Genomic DNA, 21,043 nt, shown 5'->3' with positions numbered 1-21,043 from the left:
CATGCGATCATTCCCCACTGTCGACAGCGACGAGGAGTCCCATGAGTCATACCCGTGTGGTCTGTTTTGGCGAACTGCTGCTGCGGCTCGGTGCCCCCGGCAACCAGCTGCTGCTGCAATCGCCGCGGTTGGAGGTGCATGCCGGCGGTGCCGAGGCCAACGTCGGCGTTTCCCTGGCCCATTTCGGTCATGCCGTGGCGATGGTCAGCGTGGTCGCCGACAACCCGCTCGGCGCGGCGGTGACCGGTGAGCTGCGCCGGCACGGGCTGGACACCTCGCGCGTGCGCCGCAGCGCCGGCCGCATGGGCCTGTATTTCCTGACCACCGGCGCCGGCCACCGGCCCAGCGAGGTGGTCTATGACCGCGCCGACTCGGCCTTCGCCAGCGCCGCGGCCGACAGCTACGACTGGCCGCTGCTGCTGCAGGGCGCGCAGTGGCTGCACCTGTCGGGGGTCAACCCAGCGCTGGGCCCGGAGGCGGCGCAGGCCACCCTGGCGGCCGCGCGCGCGGCGGTGGCAATGGGCATCAAGGTGTCGTTTGATGGCAACTTCCGGCCCAAGCTGTGGGAACGCTGGGGCGGCGATGCCAAGGCGATCCTGCGTGATCTGTTCGACTGCGCGTACATCGTGTTTGCCGACTACCGCGACATCGGCGTGGTGCTGGGTGGACAGTTTCCGCAGGCCGACGCGCAGGCGCGGGTAGACGCCGCCGCGGCGCTGGCCTTTGCCGCGTTCCCGCGCCTGCACTACATGGCCTGCACCCAGCGCACCGCGCACAATGTCGGCCACCACTCGCTGGGGGCGATGCTGCTCGGTCGCGACGGCATCCGCGCGCTGGCGCCGGCCGAAGAGCTCACCGGCATCGTGGACCGCATCGGCGGCGGTGACGCCTTTGCTGCCGGGGTGTTGCATGGCCTGATCGAGGGCTTCGATGCCGAGGCCACGATCCGTTTCGGGCTGGCCGCCGGCTGCCTGAAGCATTCCATTCCCGGCGATTTCAACCCGGTCGGCGTGGCCGACGTACTGGCCCTGGTGGGCGAAGGAAAATTCGATGTCAGGCGCTGATCCCCGCGTGCGTGCGGTCCTCAAACTCGCCCCGGTGATTCCGGTGTTCACCCCGGAAGACATCGATGACGCGGTGCAGGTGGCGCAGGCGCTGTTCAACGGGGGCCTGCCGGTGATCGAGGTGACGTTGCGCACGCCCGCGGCGATGGCCGCGATCGAGGCGATGGTCCAGGCCGTGCCCGAGGCCGTGATCGGCGCCGGCACCGTGCTCACCGCCGCGCAGATGGAACAGCTCAAGCACGCCGGCGGCCGCTTTGCGGTGTCCCCCGGCGCCACCGACCGGCTTTACGCCGCCGCCCGCGATACCGACATGGCATTCCTGCCCGGCGTGGCGACCTCGTCGGAACTGATGCGCGGGCTGGAGCAGGGGCTGGATACGTTCAAGTTCTTCCCGGCGGTGCAGGCCGGGGGCGCGGCCATGCTGTCGGCCTGGAACGGCCCGTTCGGCGAGGTGCGCTTCTGCCCCACCGGCGGCATCAGCGCGCAGACCGCACGCCAGTTCCTGCACCTGCCCAACGTGCTGTGCGTGGGCGGATCGTGGTTGACCACGCGTGAACGGGTGCAGGCGCGGGACTGGGCAGGCATCGAGCAGCTGGCGCGCGAGGCGGCAACGCTCGCCGGATAAGCGCCAGCCATCTGCCACGGCGGCGGACGTTTCGCACCGTGGCGCGGCGTTGCGTTTGTGTGATCGCGACACGCCGCCCGGCAAACGGCAGCGCTGGCTACCCGACGCTGCGCGCCGTCATTGCCTGCAATGGCGTATCGCCGCGACGGGCATATGGTCCAACGCGCGCCAGGCATCTTCCACCACCGCGCGCGCCTGCCGCCATTCCAGCCGCGACTCGCCGCGCACCAGTTCCCAGTGCGCCGCCAGCTCATCGTCGATATCGGCACTGCCGCGCGGCCAGTCCGCTGAATGGCTGCTCAGGGCGAAGGCGTATGCCGGGCACAGATCGCGCCAGGTGGCAGCGCCATGGGTGCGGCGGCGATCGTAGTCATCCAGGCTGTATTGCAGGAAATCCTGCGCCACCGCGTTGGCCTCCGCCAGCCGGCGCAATCGCAGGCGGCGTGCCGGCCGCGGGTCCAGATGGGCGTTGAACAACGAGAACGTGGTGCGGCGTTCCAGGCGTTGCATAGCCGCGACTCCGGCATTGGGCGGGTGACAGCTTTAACGCCGCCCACGTTAGTGGTCGGTGACAACTGCGTGCACGGCGTCCGGTTCGCGGCGCGTTAACGGCGATGGCGCTGTAGTTGCAACTCATCTTGATAGGAGACGGTCATGCAACGGGATCCCCTGCGTGAATCACATCTGCGGCAGCCGGGTGAGCAGCGCGGCAAGCACGACAGTGAGGACAGCGAAAACCGTGGCGCCGCCGGCCTGGAAGGCGAGCCCGGAAACCCCCCGCGGCTGACCGCTCCCTCCACCGGTCCCAAGGACACGCCGGCCAGGCGCCCCGCGCCCGCCCCGGAAGACGAGCAACAGCGGCAGCGGCGCAAGGACCACGAAAGCGAGAACCAGGACGAGGCGCTGGACGAGACCTTCCCGGCCAGCGATCCGACCTCCCCGTTCGTGCCGGCCAAGGAACCCCGGTAGTCCACGGTGGCGAGTCAGCGCGCCCATTGCCATTGCAGGCCGACGCTGCCACCACGCCCCGGGCCCGGTTCGAAATAGCGCTGGTTGCCGTCGTTGACGATCACCGAGCCGATGTAACGCCGGTCCAGCGCATTGTCGATGCGGGCAAACAGGCGCAGCGCACCGGCGGCGGCCGCCCATTCCCGCGACGCTTCCAGATTCAGCAACGCATGGCCCGGGGCGGTCGCGGTGGCCGCATCGTTGATCCCGGTATCGCTGGCGGCAACCACCTCGGTGGCGAACTGCCAGGCACGCGGCTGCCACTGCCAACGCGCGAACAGCTGCTGGCGCGGTACCCCCGGCAACCGCGTACCGGCGGCCACCCGGGTGTCCGGCGTGGTGCAGCCGCTGCCGGCGCAGGCCAGATAACCCTGGCGCACGTTGGCCTCGATAAAGGTCCACGCCAGCTGCAGCTGGGCGTGCCCACCCAGCGGCTGCACATAGCCGGCTTCCACCCCCTGGCGACGGGTGCGGCCGATGTTGCGATAGGTGCTGCGGCCATTGAGGTTGGACGCCACGGCCAGTTCATCGTCGGTATCGGCGCGGAACAGCGCCAGCTCCGCATGCGCGCCGCTGTGCCGACGCCATTTGCCGCCCAGTTCCATATTGCGGCTGCGCGCTGCGCCCAGATCCAGCGCCAGGCCGGCCGCCCCATCGGCGCGGTAGCCCAGTTCGTTGAAGGTCGGGGTTTCAAACCCGCGCCCGGCCGAGGCATACAGGCGCAACGCGTCGCTGGCGCGGAACACCAGGCCGGCCACCGGGGTAGTGGCGGCGTAACCACGGCGGCCACTGTCATCGGGATTGCCGGCGGCGAGGTAACGGTCGGCGGAACGGAAGCGCACCTGGCTGTGGCGCGCCCCGGCCAGCGCCGACCAGCGCGCAGCCAGCTGCCACCACAGCTGCACGAACTGGTCCACGTTCTGCACCCGGTCGAGCTGGTCACGACGCAGCCGGCCTTTGACGCCCAGCTGCGCGCCGACGAAGTTCTCGTAGCCGCGGCGGTGCTGGCGCTGGCGGTCGGCATTGGCCCCGGCCACCAGCTCCAACGGACGCCCGGCCAGTTGCCCCTGCCAGGCCCAGCGCGCGTCGATCCCGCCGTAATCGCTGTCCAGACCGATCACCCCGCCGGAGTGCAGCGGATGGTTCTGCGGGGCCGGCGGAATCGCCAGGAACTGTTCCACCGCGCGGGTTCCGGCATAGCCCATCCACCGCAGCGTGTGCTGCTCCCGCTGTGCGGTGAACACCGCACCGGCCTGTGACTGCCGCGCGGATTTGCGGGTGTTGTACTGCGTGGCCACCGCCGTAGCCTGGCGCGGATCAGCGCGCAGCTGTTCACGGCTCAGGCCCAACGGGTCCTGCGCGTGGGGCGCGTCGAAATGGTTGAACAGCAGCTCCAGCCGCCGCCCCGGCGCCAATTCCACGCCGAAGCGGGCGTTGAGCGATTCACGCCGCGCCGCACTGTGCTCGCGCCAGCCATCGGTGCGGATATGGCTGGCGGCCACGTTGTAATGCACGTCGCCTTCGCGGCCCTTGAGCTGCAGCCCGGTGACCACGGCGTTGTCGCTGCCGACACTGCTGCGCAGCCGCCACGGATCGCCGGCCTGGCCGTCGGCACTCCACAGCTGCACCACGCCGCCGGAGGAGTTGCCATACAGCGCCGAGAACGGCCCGCGCAGCACCTCGATACGATCGGCGCCGAGCAAATTGAAATGCGACAGCTGGCCCTGGCCATCGGGCATGGTCGCCGGCACACCATCGGCCAGCAGCCGCACCCCGCGCACGCCAAAGCTGGAACGCGCGCCGAAGCCGCGGATCGACAACTGGGTGTCCTGGGCATAATTCTGCCGGTCGCGCGCCAGCAGCCCGGGAATCCCGGCCAGCGCTTCGGAAACCTGCGCCCCGCGGCCATTGCCCTGGCCGATCTCCTGCACCGTGGTGAGCGACGCCGGCAGTTCGAAATCATCCACCGCCCGCACCCGCGCGGCCTGCACCTGTACCGCCGGCAGCGTCGACACCGGCGAGGGGGCCGCCACCTGTGCCGGGGCGGGCAGGGCCAGGCCCAGCAACACGCCGGCGCACAGCAGCCTTGAGACCGGTTTTGGCATGCGTGGACGTTCCCCGTTGAGGCAGCCTGATGATAGCCGCGGCCGCCGCAGGCGCCTTGCGCGATCGCGCGGTCGCCGGACGTGTGGCCTGATAGGATGACCGGGTTTCGGTCAGTACCGCGTGACCCGGGCCGAATCCGCCACTCCCGCCACTCAACGAGTTATCGCCGTGTCCTTCTTTGCAAACGTGGAACAGGTTCCAGGTGATCCGATCCTGGGTTTGACCGAGGCATACAACGCCGACAGCCGCTCGACCAAGGTCAACCTTGGCGTGGGCATCTATTACGACGAAAACGGCCGGATTCCGCTGCTGCGCGCGGTCAAGCAGATCGAACAGCAGCTGGCGGCCGAAGCCAAACCGCGGGGTTACCTGCCGATCGACGGCTTGCCGGCCTACACCCAGGCCACGCAGAAACTGGTGTTCGGTGAAGGTTCGGAGCTGATTGCCGCCGGCCGCGTCGCCACCTCGCAGACCATCGGCGGCAGCGGTGCGCTGCGCGTGGGCGCGGACCTGCTCAAGAAGCTGCTGCCGCACGCCACCGTCGCGATCAGCAACCCGAGCTGGGAAAACCATCGCGCCGTGTTCGGCGCCGCCGGTTTCGCCATGGTCGATTACACCTATTTCGACGCCGCCCGCCATGGCCTGGATTTCGCCGGCATGCTGGCCGACCTGCAGAAGCTGCAGCCGGGCACCGTGGTGCTGCTGCACGCCTGCTGCCACAACCCGACCGGTGCCGACCTCACGGTCGAGCAATGGCAGCAGGTGGCCGCGCTGATGAAGGATCGCCAGCTGTTCCCGTTCATCGACATGGCCTACCAGGGTTTCGACAAGGGCATCGCGCAGGACGGCGCGGCCGTGCGCATCGTGGCCGAAGCCGGCATCGACAGCTTCGTGGTCGCCAATTCGTACTCCAAGTCGTTCTCGCTGTATGGCGAGCGCATCGGCGCGTTGTCGGTGGTGGGCCCGGACGCGGCCTCGACCAGGGCGGTGCAGTCGCAGGTCAAGCGCATCATCCGCACCATCTATTCCAGCCCGTCCACCCATGGCGCGGCGCTGGTCTCCGGCGTGCTCAACAGCACCGAGCTGCGTGCCATGTGGGAAGCGGAGCTGACCGAGATGCGCGAGCGCATCCACGCCCTGCGTGCCGGCATGGTGGCCAGGCTGGCCGCGCTGGGCGCGCCGGAATTCGGTTTCATCCAGCAGCAGGCCGGCATGTTCTCGTACTCGGGCCTGAGCAAGGCGCAGGTGGATACGCTGCGTGACCAGTACGGGATCTACGCCGTGGGCACCGGCCGCATCTGCGTGGCCGCGCTGAGCCAGAGCAACCTGGACTACGTGGCCAAGGCGGTCTACGAGGTCAGCCGCGGCTGATCCGGCGGCACCATCGCGCAGCTCAAAGCCCGGGCGCAATCCCGGGCTTTTTTTTGGGTCCGTGGTCCGGCCATCGTGATGCACCCGCAGCGAAGGAATGTGGATAACTTGCCAGGCGGCACACCCTTCGCCCGCACGCGGGAGAAGGGGGCCCTGCCTATCGGCGGACGAGGGCGCCGGCCGGCTCGCGCGCACGTGGGATACCGCCCTCCATCCCGGAAGCTTTCGCCTTGGTGAGGCCGCGCCGCAAAGCGGCACGCTGCCAGAAGTTGTCCACAACCGGACCCTGCCTGGCCCCGCCTCGTAAAGCCCGGCACAAGCCGCGACAATAGCGATCCTTCTGACTCAAGGTAGCTCCCGACCATGTCCCGTACTTCGCTGACCCGCTTCCTGATCGAAGAACAGCATGCCGAACGCATCAACGCCGACCTGCGCCAGCTGGTGGCGGTGGTCGCCCGCGCCTGCACCAGCATCTCGATTGCGGTCAGCAAGGGCGCCTTGGGGGGCGTGCTCGGCGATGCCGGCACTGGCAACGTGCAGGGCGAAGCGCAGAAGAAGCTGGACGTGATCTCCAACGAGATCCTGCTGGAAGCCAACGCTTGGGGCGGCCACCTGGCCGCCTGCGCCTCGGAAGAAATGGACCACAGCCAGCCGGTACCGTCCGAATATCCGCAGGGCGACTTCCTGCTGCTGTTCGACCCGCTGGACGGCAGCTCCAACATCGACGTCAACGTCTCCGTCGGCACCATCTTCTCGGTGCTGCGCGCGCCGGCCGGTGTGGATAACCCTGGGGATGAACATTTCCTGCAGGCGGGTACGCAGCAGGTGGCCGCCGGCTACTGCATCTACGGGCCGAGCACGATGCTGGTGCTGACCGTCGGCCACGGCACCCACGCCTTCACCCTGGACCGCGAGACCGGCGAGTTCGTGCTGACCCAGCGCGGCATGCGGATTCCAGCCGACACCCAGGAATTCGCCATCAACATGTCCAACCAGCGCCATTGGGAAGCGCCGATGCAGGCGTATGTGGCCGACCTGCTGGCCGGCAGCGACGGCGTGCGCGGCAAGAACTTCAACATGCGCTGGATCGCCTCGATGGTGGCCGACGTGCACCGCATCCTGACCCGCGGCGGCATCTTCATCTATCCGTGGGACAGGAAGGACCCGGGCAAGGCCGGCAAGCTGCGGCTGATGTACGAGGCCAATCCGATGTCGCTGCTGGTCGAACAGGCTGGCGGTGCCGCCACCAACGGCCGCGAGCGCATCCTCGACATCGCCCCCGACCAGCTGCACCAGCGCGTGCCGGTGTTCCTCGGCTCGAAGAACGAAGTGGCCGAAGCCACCCGTTACCACCGCCAGTTCGACGCCCAACCGGCCTGAGCAGCGGAAAGCAGCCCGGACATCCGGCGACAACGCTTCCGGTCACAGCGTTGTCGCCGCTTCGGCGGTACCCGACCGACTACGGACAGGTCCGATGCGCATCCATGGCACCGTCGTGAGCTGGAATGGGGATCGCGGCTTCGGCTTCGTCCGCCCCGCCGGCAAGGACACCGGGCTTTTCATCCATATCTCGGCGTTCCCCCGCGGCGGGCCGCTGCCGCAGGTCGGTGAGCTGATCTCGTTCGAGATCGATGCCACGGCGGAAAAACCGCGCGGCATCAACGTGCAACGCACCGGCGCGGCCCGTGCACCATCCCCCCGACCACCGCGGCGTGCAACACCACGGCGACGCCCGTTTCCAGTCACGTCCTGGCTGACCGCCGCGGCATTGGTCGCCATTGCCGCCGCATTGCTGGTGCAGCGCTGGCCGACCCGGCCCGCGTGGCAACCGGCAGCGGCCACCTCCGCCGGATTGCCGGCGGCCCGCCAGGTCCCGGACGCCACCTATCGTTGCGATGGGCGCACCCGTTGCGCGCAGATGACCTCGTGCGCGGAAGCCACCTGGTTCATCGGCAACTGTCCAAATACGCAGATGGACGGCAATGGCGACGGGGTCCCCTGCGAAAGCCAGTGGTGCCGTTGATCCGGCGCGCCGCGGCCCATTGAGGGTGCGGTAACACCGGTCCTGGCGACCGGTTGCCGCAAACCGGTTCCCGGCAATCCTTACGGCACACGCGCCGGCCGGTGATCTTTCGCATCGGCCCCGGCGCAGGACGGAGGGAACCCGCCCGGATCGCGGGCTGCGCCACCCGTTGCGCCCGCCGGCCGCAGCAGCCATCCGCGCCGCGAGGGCGCTGCCGCAAGCTTGTCCACAGGCCCGCAAGGGCGGGGCAAAGACCGCCGGATCAGAACAGCTCGCCCTGCGGCGACGGCTTGCGCGGCGGGGGCGGGGGCACGAAGCGGCTGCAATCCAATGCCGGCCATTGGCTGCGGGATGCGGCAAACCCCAGCCGCTTGCTGGCCAGCGCGAAGCGCCGCGACAGCAGATCGGCATACACGCCTTTGCCGCGCATGCGGCTGCCGAAGGCCGCGTCGTAATCCTTGCCGCCGCGCAGCTGGTTGATGGTGCTCATCACATGCGCGGCGCGCTGCGGGTGATGGGCCTGCAGCCAGTCGCGGAACAGCGGGGCCACTTCGTGCGGCAGCCGCAGCAGCACGTAACCGGCCGTCGCTGCACCGGCATCGCGCGCGGCCTCCAGCACCGCTTCCAGTTCGGCATCGTTGATCCACGGAATCACCGGCGCCACCATCACCCCGACCGGAATACCGGCCTGGCTCAAACGCCGCATCGCCCGCAGCCGCGCATGCGGTGCCGAGGCGCGCGGTTCGAGTCGGGCCGACAGGTGTGGATCGAGCGAGGTCACCGAAAAATGCACGCTGACCAGCTGCTGCGCGGCCAGTGGCGCCAGCAGGTCGATGTCGCGTTCGACCAGCGCGTTCTTGGTGATCAGCGAGAACGGATGCCGGGTCTGGGCCATCACTTCGATCAGCTGCCGGGTGAGGCCGAGCGTGCGTTCAATCGGCTGGTAGGCATCGGTGTTGATGCCCAGCGCGATGGGCTGCGGCACGTAACCGGGCCGGGCCAGTTCCTGGCGCAGCAGCTCGGCGGCATTGGTCTTGGCGAAGATTTTTGTTTCGAAATCCAGCCCCGGCGACAGGTTCAGATACGCATGCGTGGGCCGCGCAAAACAGTACGAGCAGCCGTGCTCGCAGCCACGGTACGGATTGACCGACTGGTTGAAGCCGACATCCGGCGAGCGGTTGCGGCTGATGATGCTGCGCGCGGTTTCCGCGCGGACCTGCGTGCGCAGCCGCGGCGCGGCGAATTCCTCGCTCGCGTCCTGCAGCCAGCCGTCGTCCACCGCCTCGGCGGTGGTGACCTCGAAGCGGCCGGGCATTGAGCCGGTCGCGCCACGTCCCTTGATTGCCGTCGTCATTTTCTTAGGCTACGCCGCGAACGTCGCACCGGCCGCGACAGCGGCCTCGGAAAACTGAAGGCTTCAGCAGCGGCTTCCGGACTGGATCACCGCGGGGGCGCCCATGCCGGCGCCGAGCGTCACAGCGGGCGGTAGCGACGGGGGAGCGATGCCATCGCACCGGCGCCCGTCGCGTCAGCCGGCTCCGGTGGAAGGCCGGGGCCACTGTGGTCGCCGGCGTGCGGGGCCAGCCGGGTGAGGGTGGCGGTGCAGCCCCACCGGCGCCTTCGCGAATGCCACGCGCGGCGGGGCCCACTCCCCTAGAATCCCGCCATGCATGAAACTTTCGAGATCGCCTGGCAGTGGCTGGACAGCGTTCCGCATCTGGGCCAGCTGCTGGCTGCCACCTATGTGGTCTATCTGGCCTGGTTGACCGGTTACATCGTGCTGCAGAAGCGCGAGCCGGTCGCCACGCTCAGCTGGATCCTGTCACTGGCGGCACTGCCCTATATCGGCCTGTTCATCTTCTATCTGCTGGGGCCGCAGAAGATCACCCGGCAGCGCCTGCGCCGCGGCCGCTCGCGGTCGGGAATGGAGCAGTACAGCGCCGTCTGTCCGCCCGATGCGGAGTGCGCCGAGCTGTCGCGTATCGGCCAGGCCACCACCGGGCTGGCGCCCAGTTCGGCCACCGCGGTCGACTGGCTGGTGGACGGCGCCGCCACCTATGCGGCCATCCTCGCCGCGGTGGCGCAGGCGCGGCGGCATGTGCATCTGCAGTACTACATTTTCGAACCCGACCACACCGGCACCGCGCTGCGCGATGCGCTGGTCGAACGCGCCCGGGCCGGGGTCAGGATCCGCCTGCTGCTCGACGCGGTGGGCTCCTCACGCTTGCGCCGGCATTTCCTGCAGCCGTTGCGCGATGCCGGCGCCGAGGTGGTGTGGTTCCATCCCAGCCAGCTGCTCAAACCGTTCAAGCGGCCGTGGTTGAACCTGCGCACGCACCGCAAGCTAGTGGTGATCGATGGCGCGCTGGCCTTTACCGGCGGGATCAACATCACCGACGCGCAGGACGAGCGCCGCCACGCCGATGCCTACCGCGACCTGCACATGCGGGTGCAAGGCCATGTGGTGCGCAGCCTGCAGCTGGTGTTTGTCGAGGACTGGATCTACGCCAGCGGACAGGCGCCGGCGCAGTTCGACCGCGACGACCTGTTCCCGCTGGTCCATCCCGCCCGCAGCGATGGTTCGATCCAGGCCCAGGTGCTGGTGTCCGGACCGGACTCATCCTGGGAGGCGATCCACCGCATGCATGTGGCCGCCATCCATGAAGCGCAACGGCGGGTGTGGTTGGTGACCCCGTATTTCGTGCCCGGCGAGGCGGCGCGCATGGCGCTGACCTCGGCCGCGCTGGGCGGTCTGGATACCCGGCTGTTGATTCCGCGCCACAGCGATTCACGGCTGGTCACGCTGGCGGCGCGCTCCTACTTCGACGAGCTGCTGCAGGCCGGGGTGAAAATCTACGAATACGGCCCGCGCATGCTGCACACCAAGGCGCTGATCGCCGACGACGCGCTGTGCATCGTCGGCAGCGCCAACTTCGATCACCGCAGCTTCCGCCTCAATTTCGAGTTGTCGATGATGTTCGACGACCGCCGCCTGACCACCGAACTGGAAGCATTGCTGGTGGCCGAATTCGCCACCGCCACGCCGGTGCAACAGCAGCGGCAGCGTTCGCTGTGGCGCCACCGCCTGCCCGAAGCGTTCGCACGGCTGGCCTCGCCGCTGCTGTAGCACGCCAGCCGTGGCCGCGGCGATGGCCCGTGGAACCGGCACCGGCCACGACGCTACACTGCGCGGGTCCTTCCGGAGATCGTCATGTACTGGCTGTTCCTGCTGCTTGCCATTGGCGCTTTCATGCTCGCCATTTCCACCCCGCAGCTGTGGCTGCTGGTTCTCGCGCTGCTGACGGCGCTGGCTTTCTTCCTGTTGTGGATAAAAGGCCTGTATGTGAGCAGATTCGGCACTGTCGCCGATGCGCCGCGCGCGCTGCATCCGGCCGAACTGCAGCGCCTGCGTGAGCAGCTGCGTCCGGACACGGCGACGGAAACCTCCGCCGCGGCGCCGCCCGGGGAACCGCGATGACCCGGCTCAGTGTCAACGTCAACAAGATCGCGGTGCTGCGCAATTCGCGCGGCGGCCAGGATCCGGATGTGCTGCAGGCGGCGGCCACCTGCCTGCGCGCCGGCGCCCATGGCATCACCGTGCACCCGCGCCCGGACCGGCGCCATATCCATGCCGAGGACGTGCTGGCGTTGTCGACGCTGACGCAACAGCACGGCGTGGAATTCAATATCGAGGGCAATCCTTTCGCGCCGCCGCGCCCCGGCTATCCCGGGCTGCTGCCGTTGTGCGCGCAGACCCGCCCGGCACAGGCGACGCTGGTGCCGGATACCGACGGCCAACTCACCTCCGACCACGGCTTCGACTTCACCCGCGACGGCGCGCGCCTGCGCCCGTTGATTGCCGAACTCACATCCTATGGCTGCCGGGTCAGCCTGTTCGTCGATGCCGGCAATCCGGCCCTCGAAGAAGCCGCCGCGCTCGGTGCCGATCGCATCGAGCTGTATACCGGGCCCTATGCCGAGGCCCATCTGCGCGGGCAGCCGCAGGCCGCCTTGGCGCTGTTCGCCGGCGCCGCACGCCGCGCGCAGGCCGCAGGCCTGGGCGTCAATGCCGGGCATGACCTGTCACACGCCAACCTGGGCCAGTTCCTCGCCACGGTGCCGGCGGTACTGGAAGTCTCCATTGGCCATGCCCTGATCAGCGAGGCGTTGTACGCCGGGCTCGAGGCCACCGTGGCCGCGTATCTGGCGGTCATCGCGCAGGCGCGCTGAGCGGCGTACCGGCCGGGCAGGGGCCCCGGCCGCACCAATCTGTGTGCTGTTTTCCCGGCATCTTTTCTTTCCCTGCGCGAGCGCAAAGGCCGGCGGCCGCCGGCCTGCCCGCACCCGCGGCCGGAGGATGCCCGCCTCCCGCTGAAGCGGATCTTTTGCGGCGCGTGGCCGGGCGATCCTGGCGACAGGGGAAATATCGCTTCTCCGCCGCCTGCGGCCGGCACCACGGCCGCCACACAGTGGCAGGTTACGGAGCCTTGTCGCCGCGGTCGGCGCATCGCCAGTCAGCCTTGCCGCCGGCTGCGATCCGGCGCAGCACCGCGCGCCGTCAAGCGGCAAACACGCCAGGCGGCGGTCCGACGGCCCCACCGATCCGCAGCTGCACGGACACCGGCATTGACACCTGTGGATAAACAAAAAAAACGCCCCCGTTGCCGGGAGCGCTTTTCCAGTCGCGTCATGACTTGATGGTGCTTATTGCTGGAAGCCGATCTTCTTCATCTGCGCGTTCTTGGCGGCGGCCAGAATCTTGGCCATCACCTCGTACTCGGAATCGGGATTGGCATCGATGCGCAGTTCCGGCTGGTTGGTCGGATCGCGCTGTACTTCCTCTTCCATCCGCTGCTGCAACTCGGCCACGGCAACCGGGCTGTTGTTCCAGTACACCTGGTTGCTGGCGTCGACCTTCAACTCGATCGGCGGCGGCGGCTCCCGCAACTGCGGCGGCGGGTTGATGACCCGCTGCGGCAGATCCACGGCGATCGGATAGGTCATGATCGGCGCGGTCACGATAAAGATGATCAGCAGCACCAGCATCACGTCCACGAGGGGCGTGACGTTGATGTCGGCCATTGGGCCTCTGTTACCACCGCTACTGAAAGCCATGTCTTATTGCCCCTTTTCTTTGGTGGCAACGAAACCGACGTCCAGCATGCCCTGGCTCTGCGCGATCTTGGTCACTTCGTTGATCGTGCGCATCTTGGTGGTCTTGTCACCACGCAGATTGAGCGGCGGCTGCGGAGTCTGCTGGGCAGCAGTGGCGAAACGCGATTCCAAGGTGTCCTTGGTGACCGGCTCGTCATTCCAGTACAGCGACCCGTCTTCCTTGACCGAAACGGTGATCGGCCCGGAACGCTTTTCGGCGTCTTCCGGATTCTGGATCAGGTTGGCCTCGGGAAGCTCCACCTTGACCTTGTGGGACATCAGCGGCGCCGTGATGATGAAGATGATCAGCAGCACCAGCATGACGTCCACCAGGGGCGTCACGTTGATGTCGGCCATCGGGCCGCTGCTGTTACCACTACTGAAAGCCATAACGGGCTCCGTCTATATCGTTGCGAGGACTGCTCGGCTTGCCGGATTAGCGAACGCGCGAACCGGTAGCGAAGAAGTCATGCAGATCGTGAGCGAACGTATCGAAACGGCTGATCGTGGCGCTGTTGATCTTGCTGAAGAAGTTGAAGGCGAACACGGCCGGGATCGCAACGAACAGACCGATCGCGGTCATGATCAGGGCTTCACCCACCGGGCCGGCAACGGCGTCGATCGAGGCCGAACCGGTCGCACCGATCTTGATCAGCGCACCATAGATGCCCCAGACGGTACCGAGCAGACCGACGAACGGCGCGGTCGCACCGACGGTGGCCAGCAGGGTCATGCCCGACTGCAGCTTGTTGCTCTCGCGGGTCACGGCCTGGCGCAGGGCGCGATCGACGAACTCCGAACGGCTCAGGCTTTCACCGGCACCGGCGGTTTCAGAACGCTGGTGATGGGCGGCGGCCTGGGCGGCGTCCAGGGCGATCTTGGAGAACGGCTCCGATGCCGGCTGCTCTTCCATGGCACGGATGGCGTCCTGCGCGTTCGGGGTGTCCCAGAACAGGCTCGGTACGCGGTCCGCAGCCGACTTCAGGCGGGTGGAACGGAAAATGTTGATGACGGTCCAGTACCAGGACATGGCCGACATCACGATCAGGGTGAGGAGAACGACCCAGGAAACGGCGAAATCGCCCGGCTGGGAGGTCATTTCGTGGATCAGATGCTCGAAGCCCATCTGCGAGAGCGCGTTGTTTGCGTTGCCCCCGGCAGCAGCGGCGATGAAAATTTCCTGCAGCATGACGCTTACCTTTGTTGTGTGTGGTGATAAAGGGTATTGCTAGAACCGCTGGTTCCCGGAGAGCGGCCCGGCGGGCCGCCGCGGGGATCAGCTCAGCGCAAAATTGACCGGGACGCGGACTCGGCCTGCAGCCTTCTGTCCATTAACGGTCGACGGGTTGAAACGCCACTTGCGTGCCGCCTCCATCGCTGCGCGGTCGAGGTCGCGGTTGCGACTGGATTTCTCGACCGACACATTGGTGACGTTGCCGCTGGCATCGACATCAATGATCAGGATGACTTCGCCCTGGATGCCGGCCCGGAAAGCGGCGGGCGGGTAGCGGGGCGGGTTCATGTTCTTGGAGGAGATATCGACACTGGCCTGGATGTCGGTCACCTGGGCAGGCGGCGACGGCGGCGACGGCGGCGTGGCAATGTCGCTCGGGCGCGGCGTCACCACATCGACCACCGGTGCTTCCGGCGGCGGCGGCAACGGCGATGCCTTCGGCGGCGCCAGGTTCTTGACCGGCGGCGGCGGGATATCCTGCGGCGGCGGCGGCGGCGGCGGCGGTGGCGGCGGCGGCGGTGCGTCGACCAGGGTCACCATGATGTTGCGCTCCTTCTCCGCCGCGGCCTTGGGAGCCACAGCCGGGATCAGAAGCATCATCAGGGCAGCAAGATGCAAAGCGATTACAAAGGCGATACCCACGATGCGCGGCCAGTTGAGACCTTTGTCATCGTTGCTGTCATACCTGTGGTGGAAAACCAGTTGTTCCGTCATGCGCCAAGAACTCGTTAGTGGGGCCGGATCGGCGCGGTTCTGCCGATCCTGATTCAGCGGTGCATGACACCGCAGGAACCTCCAAGCTTATACCAATCCTGACCGGCTGCGCATCATCAGCACAGCTGTTCAGGCGTTATTCCTGCTTACTTCAGGTTGATGATTTTCTTCGCTTCTTCCGGGCGTTTGATGCCTTTGGCCAACGCCTGCTGGGCGGCCTGCTTGGCCTCGGCAATGCGTCCTTCCGAATGCAACACACGTGCCAGATTCAGGTACGTCTCACCATCCTTGGAAAGCGGCGCGGCCTTCTGCCACGCTTCGATCGCCTTGGGAATGTTGTCGGTGTAGTAGTACGACTGCGCCAGCGCCAGGTAGACCTGGTAGTCCGGCTTGAGGATGCCCTTTGCCAGGCCCTCGTTGATCACCGCAATGACGTCCTTTTCCTTGTTCTCGGTGTTGGCGTAGATCGAATACAACTGCTTGTATTCGCGCTCTTCAGTGAGCTGGCCGCTGCTGCGCAGCTTGTCCATCACCGCGGCGGCCTTGTCCATCTGGTCAGCCTGCATGTACATGCTGGCAAGGTTGAGCTGGGCCTTCTTGTCGCCCGGGTTCTTTGCCGCCAGCGCCTCGGCTTCCTTCACCGCCTCACCGGTCTGGCCGGCTTCGGCATAGGACGCCATCAACAGCTGGTTCCAGTTGTCCTTCGGCTCGCTGGACGCGGCGATGGCCTGTTTCAGCACCGGGATCGCGTCGGCGTAGCGCTCCATCTGGTACAGCGCCTGGCCCTTGATGATCAGCTCTTCGGCCTTGTGCGACTTGGACTCGGCAAAATACTTGTCCAGGGTAGCCAGGCCCTCGGGGTACTGTTCGTCCTGCAGCTGCAGCTGGGCCAGCATCAGCATCGCCTGGTAATGGCCGTTGTTGTCCAGACCGTTCAACCGCAGCGCCTGCTCCAGGTACCGCTTGGTCGCTGCGGTGTCATCCAGGTTGTAGGCGGCCTGCGAGGCCAGCTGCGCGGCGACCGACTTGTCGTATTCGTTGGCGCCCTCGGTGGCCAGGATTTCATCGGCCAGCGTGCGTGTGGTCGCGTAGTCGTCCTTGTTGTAGGCGGCGAACAGCTTCTGCAGCTTGCCGCTCATCTTGGCCGACGCCTTGGTCTTGGGTTCTTCGCGGGTCGCTTCCGGATACAGCACTTCGGCCTTGGCACCGGCCTTGTTGCCCCGACGCTCGCCACGGTCGGCCGAACGCGCCTGGGCGACGGCATCGGTAACCACGGCGCCACCGAGCAGGGTCGCGATAAGGACGGAAAGCACGGCTTGCTTACGGCTGCGGATCATCATGGTTCACCTCGGTCGAACCGCCAGGGCGGTGCTGAAAACGGACGGTCTGTACAAAACAGAGCCGGCAAACGTATCAGAAATATGTTGACTGAGAAATCGTTTCCGTTGCTGCTTTGCAGCATTTACCACTATCCACAACGGGGGATGCGGCCTTCATGGCGTGCCTGCTGGTACACCGGGGTCAATGCCGGCAGGTCGCGTTGCAATCCGCGGATGCGGTTGGAAGGGTCGGGGTGGGTCGAAAGCCATTGCGGAGAACGGCTGCCGCTGGCCGCCATCATGTTCTGCCACAGGTTGATGGCCTGGGCCGGATCGAAACCGGCCTCGGCCATCAGCCGCTGGCCGACGATGTCGGCCTCGCTTTCCTGTTCGCGGGAATTGGGCAGCAGGATCAACCCCTGCGCGCCGAGTGCGCCAAACTGGTTGACGACACTGGTGCCGGTGTCGCCGTAGGCGGCGCCCGCCAGCGCACCCGCCACCTGCAACAGGCTCGAGGTGCCCATTTGCCGGGTCAGGCGTTCTTCGTGGTGGCGCGCGATGACGTGGCCGATTTCGTGACCCAACACCGCGGCCAGTTGATCCTGGTTCTTGGCCACGCTGAAGATGCCCGAATTCACCCCGACCTTGCCTCCCGGCAGGGCAAACGCGTTGGGCTCCTTTTCGACAAACAGCGCGGTCTCCCAGCGGACAGTGCGGTACTGCGCGGGCAACTGCGCCACCAGTGCATTGACCACGCACTGCACATAGGCGTTCTGCCGAGTGTCCTGGCTCACCGTCTGCTTGGCCTTGGCTTCGGCGAAGGCCTGTGCCCCGAGCTGGTCCAGCTGCTGCTGCGATACACCGCCCACTACCTGCTTGCGACCGGTCGGCGAGGTCGTCGTAGCGCAAGCCACCAGCAACAATGCGGTGGCGATACCCGTCAAAACCGATTTCATCATGATCCCCTGAGTTTCCGGCTGCAGTGTGCAAGGGTCGTGCTTAACATTCCGTCAAGCAGGCCTTATTGCACACCGAACAGAAACAGCGCGCTCAAGGCAATCGCGTTGTTGAGCGCATGCGCGGCGACCGGTGCCCACAAGGTGCCCGTGCGCTGGTACAGCCAGGCAAACGCGGCGCCCATGCCGCCGTAGATCAGCCACAGCTGCAGGATTTCCAGCGGGCCATTGCCGCTGGTGCCGGGAATTTCATGCACCAGCGCAAAGGCCGCGCTGCTCAGCACCATCCCCAGCAACGGCCGGTCCGCGGCCCACAGCCGCCCGAACAGCACGCGGCGGAACAGCAGTTCCTCATAGGCCGGGGCCAGCACCACCGCAAACACCACCAGGAACAGCGGGTAGTGGCTGACAGCCTGCTGCATCAGCGGCAGGTTGGTGGGAACCGGTGCGACCCCACCCTGTTTGGCCAGCCATCCGATCAGGCTGCTGCCGCCGAAAACGCCGGCGGCCACCACCGCGGTCCAGCCCCAGGTCGCAGGTTGTGCAGCGTGCCGGCGCGACAACTGTCGCTCCCCCGCGCTGGCGCGACGGCGCCAGAAGTACAGCAGCAACGCCGCGGCCGAGGTGGCGATCAAGGCCATCAGCATCTGCGCCAGGGCGCCGGGTTGTCCGAGTTGGCTGGCAAGATCGGCTGCGGCCGGGGCGGCGCCACTCCGCGCCGCTTCGATCCCCACTACTGCGCCGCGCCACATGCCCCAGGCCAGCCCGCACAGCAGGCTGACGCCCAGCAGGGTGGCGATGCCGATGGCCAGATCCAGCCAGAATGCTGTCAACGGTGAGCCGCGTGGCGCGGGCCGTGGCGCAGACGTCAGCGGGGAGGAGGCCAACGGGACCGGGGGCGGGAGAGACATGACGCTCCTGACGAAAGGCTGCGAAAAAATCGGACAGGCACCACCGCCGGTGGCCCTGTCCCTGCAGCCGGATTGTGTCAGATATCCAGATTCATGGCCTTCAGCGCGTTGTCCTCGATGAAGTCGCGACGCGGCTCCACCACATCGCCCATCAGCGTGCTGAAGATCTGGTCGGCGGCGACCGCATCCTCGATGCGGACCTGCAACAGACGCCGGGTGTCCGGATTGACGGTGGTATCCCACAGCTGTTCCGGGTTCATTTCACCCAGGCCCTTGAAGCGCTGGATCTGGCGGCCCTTCTTGGCCTCGTCCAGCAACCACGCCTGCGCCTGCGCAAACCCGGTGACTTCCATCGACCGGTTGCCGCGGGTGATGCGCCCGCCTTCGCGGATCAGGCCGTGCAGCAACTGCGCGGCCTGGTGCAACGATCGCAGCTCGCCGGTTTCAAATGCGGCCAGCGGCAGTACCTGGATGTGCTCCTCGCCCATGTGGCGGCGGGTGACCAGCACGGCGGCCGGGCGCTGCTCGGTGGGTTCCTGCAGTTCCAGCGTAAACCGCGGCGAGCCCAGGCTGCCCTGGTTCAGGCGCGCGGCCAGCGCCGACAGGCCTTCGTTCTCGTCGGCACTGCGCAGGTGCTCCAGATCCATCGGGGTGAAATCGACCAGCGCTTCGAGCAGTTTGCGGTCGTACCGATGGCTGTTGCGGTTGATCGCTTCCTGCGCGGCGGCATAGCTGAGCAGCAGCTTTTCCAGCCCCTGGCCTTCGATGGGCCGCTCTCCCTCGGCCGGCGTCAGCGCCGCGTTTTCCACCGCGTTGCTGGCCAGGTATGCATCCAGCGCCGGGTCGTCCTTCAGGTACAGCTCGCTCTTGCCCTGCTTGATCTTGTACAGCGGCGGCAGCCCGATATACACGTAGCCGCGCTCGATCAGCTCCGGCATCTGCCGGTAGAAGAAGGTCAGCAGCAGGGTGCGGATATGCGCGCCGTCAACGTCGGCGTCGGTCATGATGATGATCTTGTGGTAGCGCAGCTTGTCCGGGTTGTACTCGTCGCGGCCGATGCCGGTGCCCAGCGCGGTGATCAGCGTACCGACCTGGTCGGAGGCCAGCATGCGGTCAAAGCGCGCACGTTCGACGTTGAGGATCTTGCCGCGCAGTGGCAGCACCGCCTGGTTCTTGCGGTTGCGGCCCTGCTTGGCCGAGCCACCGGCCGAGTCACCCTCGACGATGAACAGCTCGGACAGTGCCGGATCCTTCTCCTGGCAGTCAGCCAGCTTGCCCGGCAGGCCGGCGATATCCAGCGCGCCCTTGCGGCGGGTCAGGTCGCGGGCCTTGCGCGCGGCTTCGCGGGCGCGGGCGGCGTCGACGATCTTGCCGGCAATCGCCTTGGCCTCGTTCGGGTTTTCCTGCAGGAACTCCTGCAGGCGCTCGCCAAAGGCGTTTTCCACCGCCGGGCGCACGTCCGAACTGACCAGCTTTTCCTTGGTCTGGCTGGAGAAACTGGGGTCGGGCACCTTGACCGACAGCACCGCAATCATGCCTTCGCGCATGTCATCGCCGGTCAGGCTGATCTTGGCCTGCTTGGCGATGCCGTTCTGCTCGATGTAGTTGCTCAGCACCCGGGTCAGCGCGGCGCGGAACCCGGCCAGATGGGTGCCGCCATCTTTCTGCGGGATATTGTTGGTGAAGCAGTACATCGTTTCCTGGTAGGAATCGGTCCACTGCAGCGCCACGTCCACGACGATGCCGTTGTGCTCCCCGGTCACCGAGATGACGTTCGGATGCAGCGGCGTCTTCAGCTGGGCCAGATGCTCGACAAAGCTGCGGATGCCGCCTTCGTAATGGAAATCGTCACGACGGCCCTCACCGCGCTCGTCAAGCAGGGTGATCTTGACGCCGGAATTGAGGAACGACAGCTCGCGCAGGCGCCGGGCAAGGATGTCGTAATGGAACTCGACGTCGGAAAAGATCTCGGTGGCCGGCTTGAAGCGCAACGTGGTGCCGCGGCGCTGGGACGCCTCCAGCTGCTTGAGCGGGTACAGCGGTTCACCGAGCGAATATTCCTGCTGATAGTGGTGCCCGTCGCGCCAGATGTCCAGCCACAGGTGCTCGGACAGTGCGTTGACCACCGATACGCCCACGCCGTGCAGGCCGCCGGAAACCTTGTAGCTGTTGTCGTCGAACTTGCCGCCGGCGTGGAGGACGGTGAGGATCACCTCGGCCGCGGACACGTTTTCTTCCTTGTGAATGTCCACCGGAACGCCGCGGCCGTTATCCGACACCGACACCGAGCCGTCGCCATGGATCTTCACCACGATGTCGTCGGCATGCCCGGCCAGGGCTTCATCGACCGAGTTGTCGACCACCTCGAACACCATGTGGTGCAGACCGGTGCCGTCGTGCACGTCGCCGATATACATGCCCGGACGCTTGCGGACGGCCTCCAGGCCACGCAGGACGGTGATCTTGCTCGAGTCGTAATTGCCGGGGGTCGGCGGGGTATTCAGTTCGTCGGTCATTGCGCTTGCCGTAGGCTCCGCAGGTCATGCCATAACGGCGGG

At 66.9% G+C, this 21,043-nt stretch carries 20 protein-coding genes; 9 read left to right on the top strand and 11 right to left on the bottom strand.

Translation table 11 applies throughout. From position 1 onward, the window contains the following. Nucleotides 1–41: 41 nt before the first annotated feature. Nucleotides 42–1,064 carry a sugar kinase gene (locus QZH66_RS04550; protein ID WP_305804774.1) on the top strand — a complete coding sequence of 341 codons (1,023 nt, stop codon included), beginning with the start codon at nucleotides 42–44 and terminating at the stop codon, nucleotides 1,062–1,064. Next, complete coding sequence (eda, locus tag QZH66_RS04545) at nucleotides 1,051–1,689, top strand: bifunctional 4-hydroxy-2-oxoglutarate aldolase/2-dehydro-3-deoxy-phosphogluconate aldolase (protein ID WP_305804773.1); 639 nt, start codon at nucleotides 1,051–1,053, stop codon at nucleotides 1,687–1,689. The genes QZH66_RS04550 and eda overlap by 14 nt, the downstream gene beginning before the upstream one ends. 117 nt (nucleotides 1,690–1,806) lie before the next feature. On the opposite strand, the gene QZH66_RS04540 is transcribed toward eda, so the two are convergent. Beyond that, nucleotides 1,807–2,199 (bottom strand): hypothetical protein, encoded by a 393-nt coding sequence (locus QZH66_RS04540; RefSeq protein ID WP_305804772.1) that lies wholly within the window; start codon nucleotides 2,197–2,199, stop codon nucleotides 1,807–1,809. Between the two features lie 144 nt (nucleotides 2,200–2,343). Here QZH66_RS04540 and QZH66_RS04535 point away from each other — a divergent pair, with 144 nt between their 5' ends. Continuing rightward, a complete protein-coding gene (locus tag QZH66_RS04535) occupies nucleotides 2,344–2,658 on the top strand; it encodes a hypothetical protein (RefSeq protein ID WP_305804771.1) in 315 nt (104 codons plus the stop codon). A 14-nt stretch (nucleotides 2,659–2,672) separates the two neighbouring features. Here the strand turns inward: QZH66_RS04535 and QZH66_RS04530 are convergent, their stop codons facing one another. Beyond that, a complete protein-coding gene (locus QZH66_RS04530; RefSeq protein ID WP_305804770.1) occupies nucleotides 2,673–4,802 on the bottom strand; it encodes a TonB-dependent receptor in 2,130 nt (709 codons plus the stop codon). A gap of 169 nt (nucleotides 4,803–4,971) precedes the next feature. On the opposite strand from QZH66_RS04530, the gene QZH66_RS04525 reads away from it, so the two are divergent. From QZH66_RS04525 to QZH66_RS04515, 3 genes are all read left to right on the top strand, one after another. Beyond that, nucleotides 4,972–6,174: an amino acid aminotransferase gene (locus QZH66_RS04525; RefSeq protein WP_305804769.1), complete on the top strand. Its 1,203-nt coding sequence runs from the start codon at nucleotides 4,972–4,974 to the stop codon at nucleotides 6,172–6,174. 363 nt (nucleotides 6,175–6,537) lie between these two features. Continuing rightward, the gene (locus QZH66_RS04520; RefSeq protein ID WP_305804768.1) at nucleotides 6,538–7,554 is read left to right on the top strand and encodes a class 1 fructose-bisphosphatase; all 1,017 of its coding nucleotides are present in this window, start codon (nucleotides 6,538–6,540) and stop codon (nucleotides 7,552–7,554) included. A gap of 94 nt (nucleotides 7,555–7,648) precedes the next feature. After that, nucleotides 7,649–8,197, top strand: a complete 549-nt coding sequence (locus QZH66_RS04515; protein ID WP_305804767.1) for an excalibur calcium-binding domain-containing protein — start codon at nucleotides 7,649–7,651, stop codon at nucleotides 8,195–8,197. A gap of 262 nt (nucleotides 8,198–8,459) precedes the next feature. Here QZH66_RS04515 and QZH66_RS04510 read toward each other — a convergent pair whose 3' ends face one another. Beyond that, the gene (locus QZH66_RS04510) at nucleotides 8,460–9,551 is read right to left on the bottom strand and encodes a PA0069 family radical SAM protein (RefSeq protein WP_305804766.1); all 1,092 of its coding nucleotides are present in this window, start codon (nucleotides 9,549–9,551) and stop codon (nucleotides 8,460–8,462) included. Nucleotides 9,552–9,863: 312 nt separating this feature from the next. Here QZH66_RS04510 and cls point away from each other — a divergent pair, with 312 nt between their 5' ends. From cls to QZH66_RS04495, 3 genes are all read left to right on the top strand, one after another. After that, nucleotides 9,864–11,324: a cardiolipin synthase gene (gene cls / locus QZH66_RS04505; RefSeq protein ID WP_305804765.1), complete on the top strand. Its 1,461-nt coding sequence runs from the start codon at nucleotides 9,864–9,866 to the stop codon at nucleotides 11,322–11,324. Between the two features lie 84 nt (nucleotides 11,325–11,408). Then, nucleotides 11,409–11,675 carry a hypothetical protein gene (locus QZH66_RS04500; RefSeq protein ID WP_305804764.1) on the top strand — a complete coding sequence of 89 codons (267 nt, stop codon included), beginning with the start codon at nucleotides 11,409–11,411 and terminating at the stop codon, nucleotides 11,673–11,675. Then, complete coding sequence (locus QZH66_RS04495) at nucleotides 11,672–12,427, top strand: pyridoxine 5'-phosphate synthase (protein ID WP_305804763.1); 756 nt, start codon at nucleotides 11,672–11,674, stop codon at nucleotides 12,425–12,427. Before QZH66_RS04500 ends, QZH66_RS04495 begins: the two co-directional genes overlap by 4 nt. 474 nt (nucleotides 12,428–12,901) lie before the next feature. Here the strand turns inward: QZH66_RS04495 and QZH66_RS04490 are convergent, their stop codons facing one another. The 8 genes from QZH66_RS04490 to gyrB all read right to left on the bottom strand — a co-directional run bounded on the left by QZH66_RS04490 (nucleotide 12,902) and on the right by gyrB (nucleotide 21,001). Further along, nucleotides 12,902–13,312, bottom strand: coding sequence for a biopolymer transporter ExbD (locus tag QZH66_RS04490; protein WP_305804762.1), 411 nt, complete (start codon nucleotides 13,310–13,312; stop codon nucleotides 12,902–12,904). Nucleotides 13,313–13,315: 3 nt separating this feature from the next. Beyond that, the gene (locus QZH66_RS04485; RefSeq protein ID WP_305804761.1) at nucleotides 13,316–13,741 is read right to left on the bottom strand and encodes a biopolymer transporter ExbD; all 426 of its coding nucleotides are present in this window, start codon (nucleotides 13,739–13,741) and stop codon (nucleotides 13,316–13,318) included. Between the two features lie 46 nt (nucleotides 13,742–13,787). Next, nucleotides 13,788–14,540, bottom strand: coding sequence for a TonB-system energizer ExbB (gene exbB / locus QZH66_RS04480; protein ID WP_305804760.1), 753 nt, complete (start codon nucleotides 14,538–14,540; stop codon nucleotides 13,788–13,790). A gap of 87 nt (nucleotides 14,541–14,627) precedes the next feature. Further along, nucleotides 14,628–15,185 (bottom strand): energy transducer TonB, encoded by a 558-nt coding sequence (locus tag QZH66_RS04475; protein ID WP_305804833.1) that lies wholly within the window; start codon nucleotides 15,183–15,185, stop codon nucleotides 14,628–14,630. A 260-nt stretch (nucleotides 15,186–15,445) separates the two neighbouring features. After that, nucleotides 15,446–16,639, bottom strand: coding sequence for a tetratricopeptide repeat protein (locus QZH66_RS04470; RefSeq protein WP_305804759.1), 1,194 nt, complete (start codon nucleotides 16,637–16,639; stop codon nucleotides 15,446–15,448). A 128-nt stretch (nucleotides 16,640–16,767) separates the two neighbouring features. Beyond that, nucleotides 16,768–17,574 carry a M48 family metallopeptidase gene (locus QZH66_RS04465; protein ID WP_305804758.1) on the bottom strand — a complete coding sequence of 269 codons (807 nt, stop codon included), beginning with the start codon at nucleotides 17,572–17,574 and terminating at the stop codon, nucleotides 16,768–16,770. Nucleotides 17,575–17,639: 65 nt separating this feature from the next. Beyond that, nucleotides 17,640–18,485, bottom strand: coding sequence for a type II CAAX endopeptidase family protein (locus QZH66_RS04460; RefSeq protein ID WP_305804757.1), 846 nt, complete (start codon nucleotides 18,483–18,485; stop codon nucleotides 17,640–17,642). Nucleotides 18,486–18,562: 77 nt separating this feature from the next. Beyond that, nucleotides 18,563–21,001 (bottom strand): DNA topoisomerase (ATP-hydrolyzing) subunit B, encoded by a 2,439-nt coding sequence (gene gyrB / locus QZH66_RS04455; RefSeq protein WP_305804756.1) that lies wholly within the window; start codon nucleotides 20,999–21,001, stop codon nucleotides 18,563–18,565. Between the last annotated feature and the right edge of the window lie 42 nt (nucleotides 21,002–21,043).

Source organism: Stenotrophomonas sp. YIM B06876 (assembly GCF_030711595.1).
Classification (GTDB): domain Bacteria; phylum Pseudomonadota; class Gammaproteobacteria; order Xanthomonadales; family Xanthomonadaceae; genus Stenotrophomonas.
Note: the sequence above shows the minus strand (reverse complement) of the source record. Positions and strands in the feature narration are given on the sequence as shown.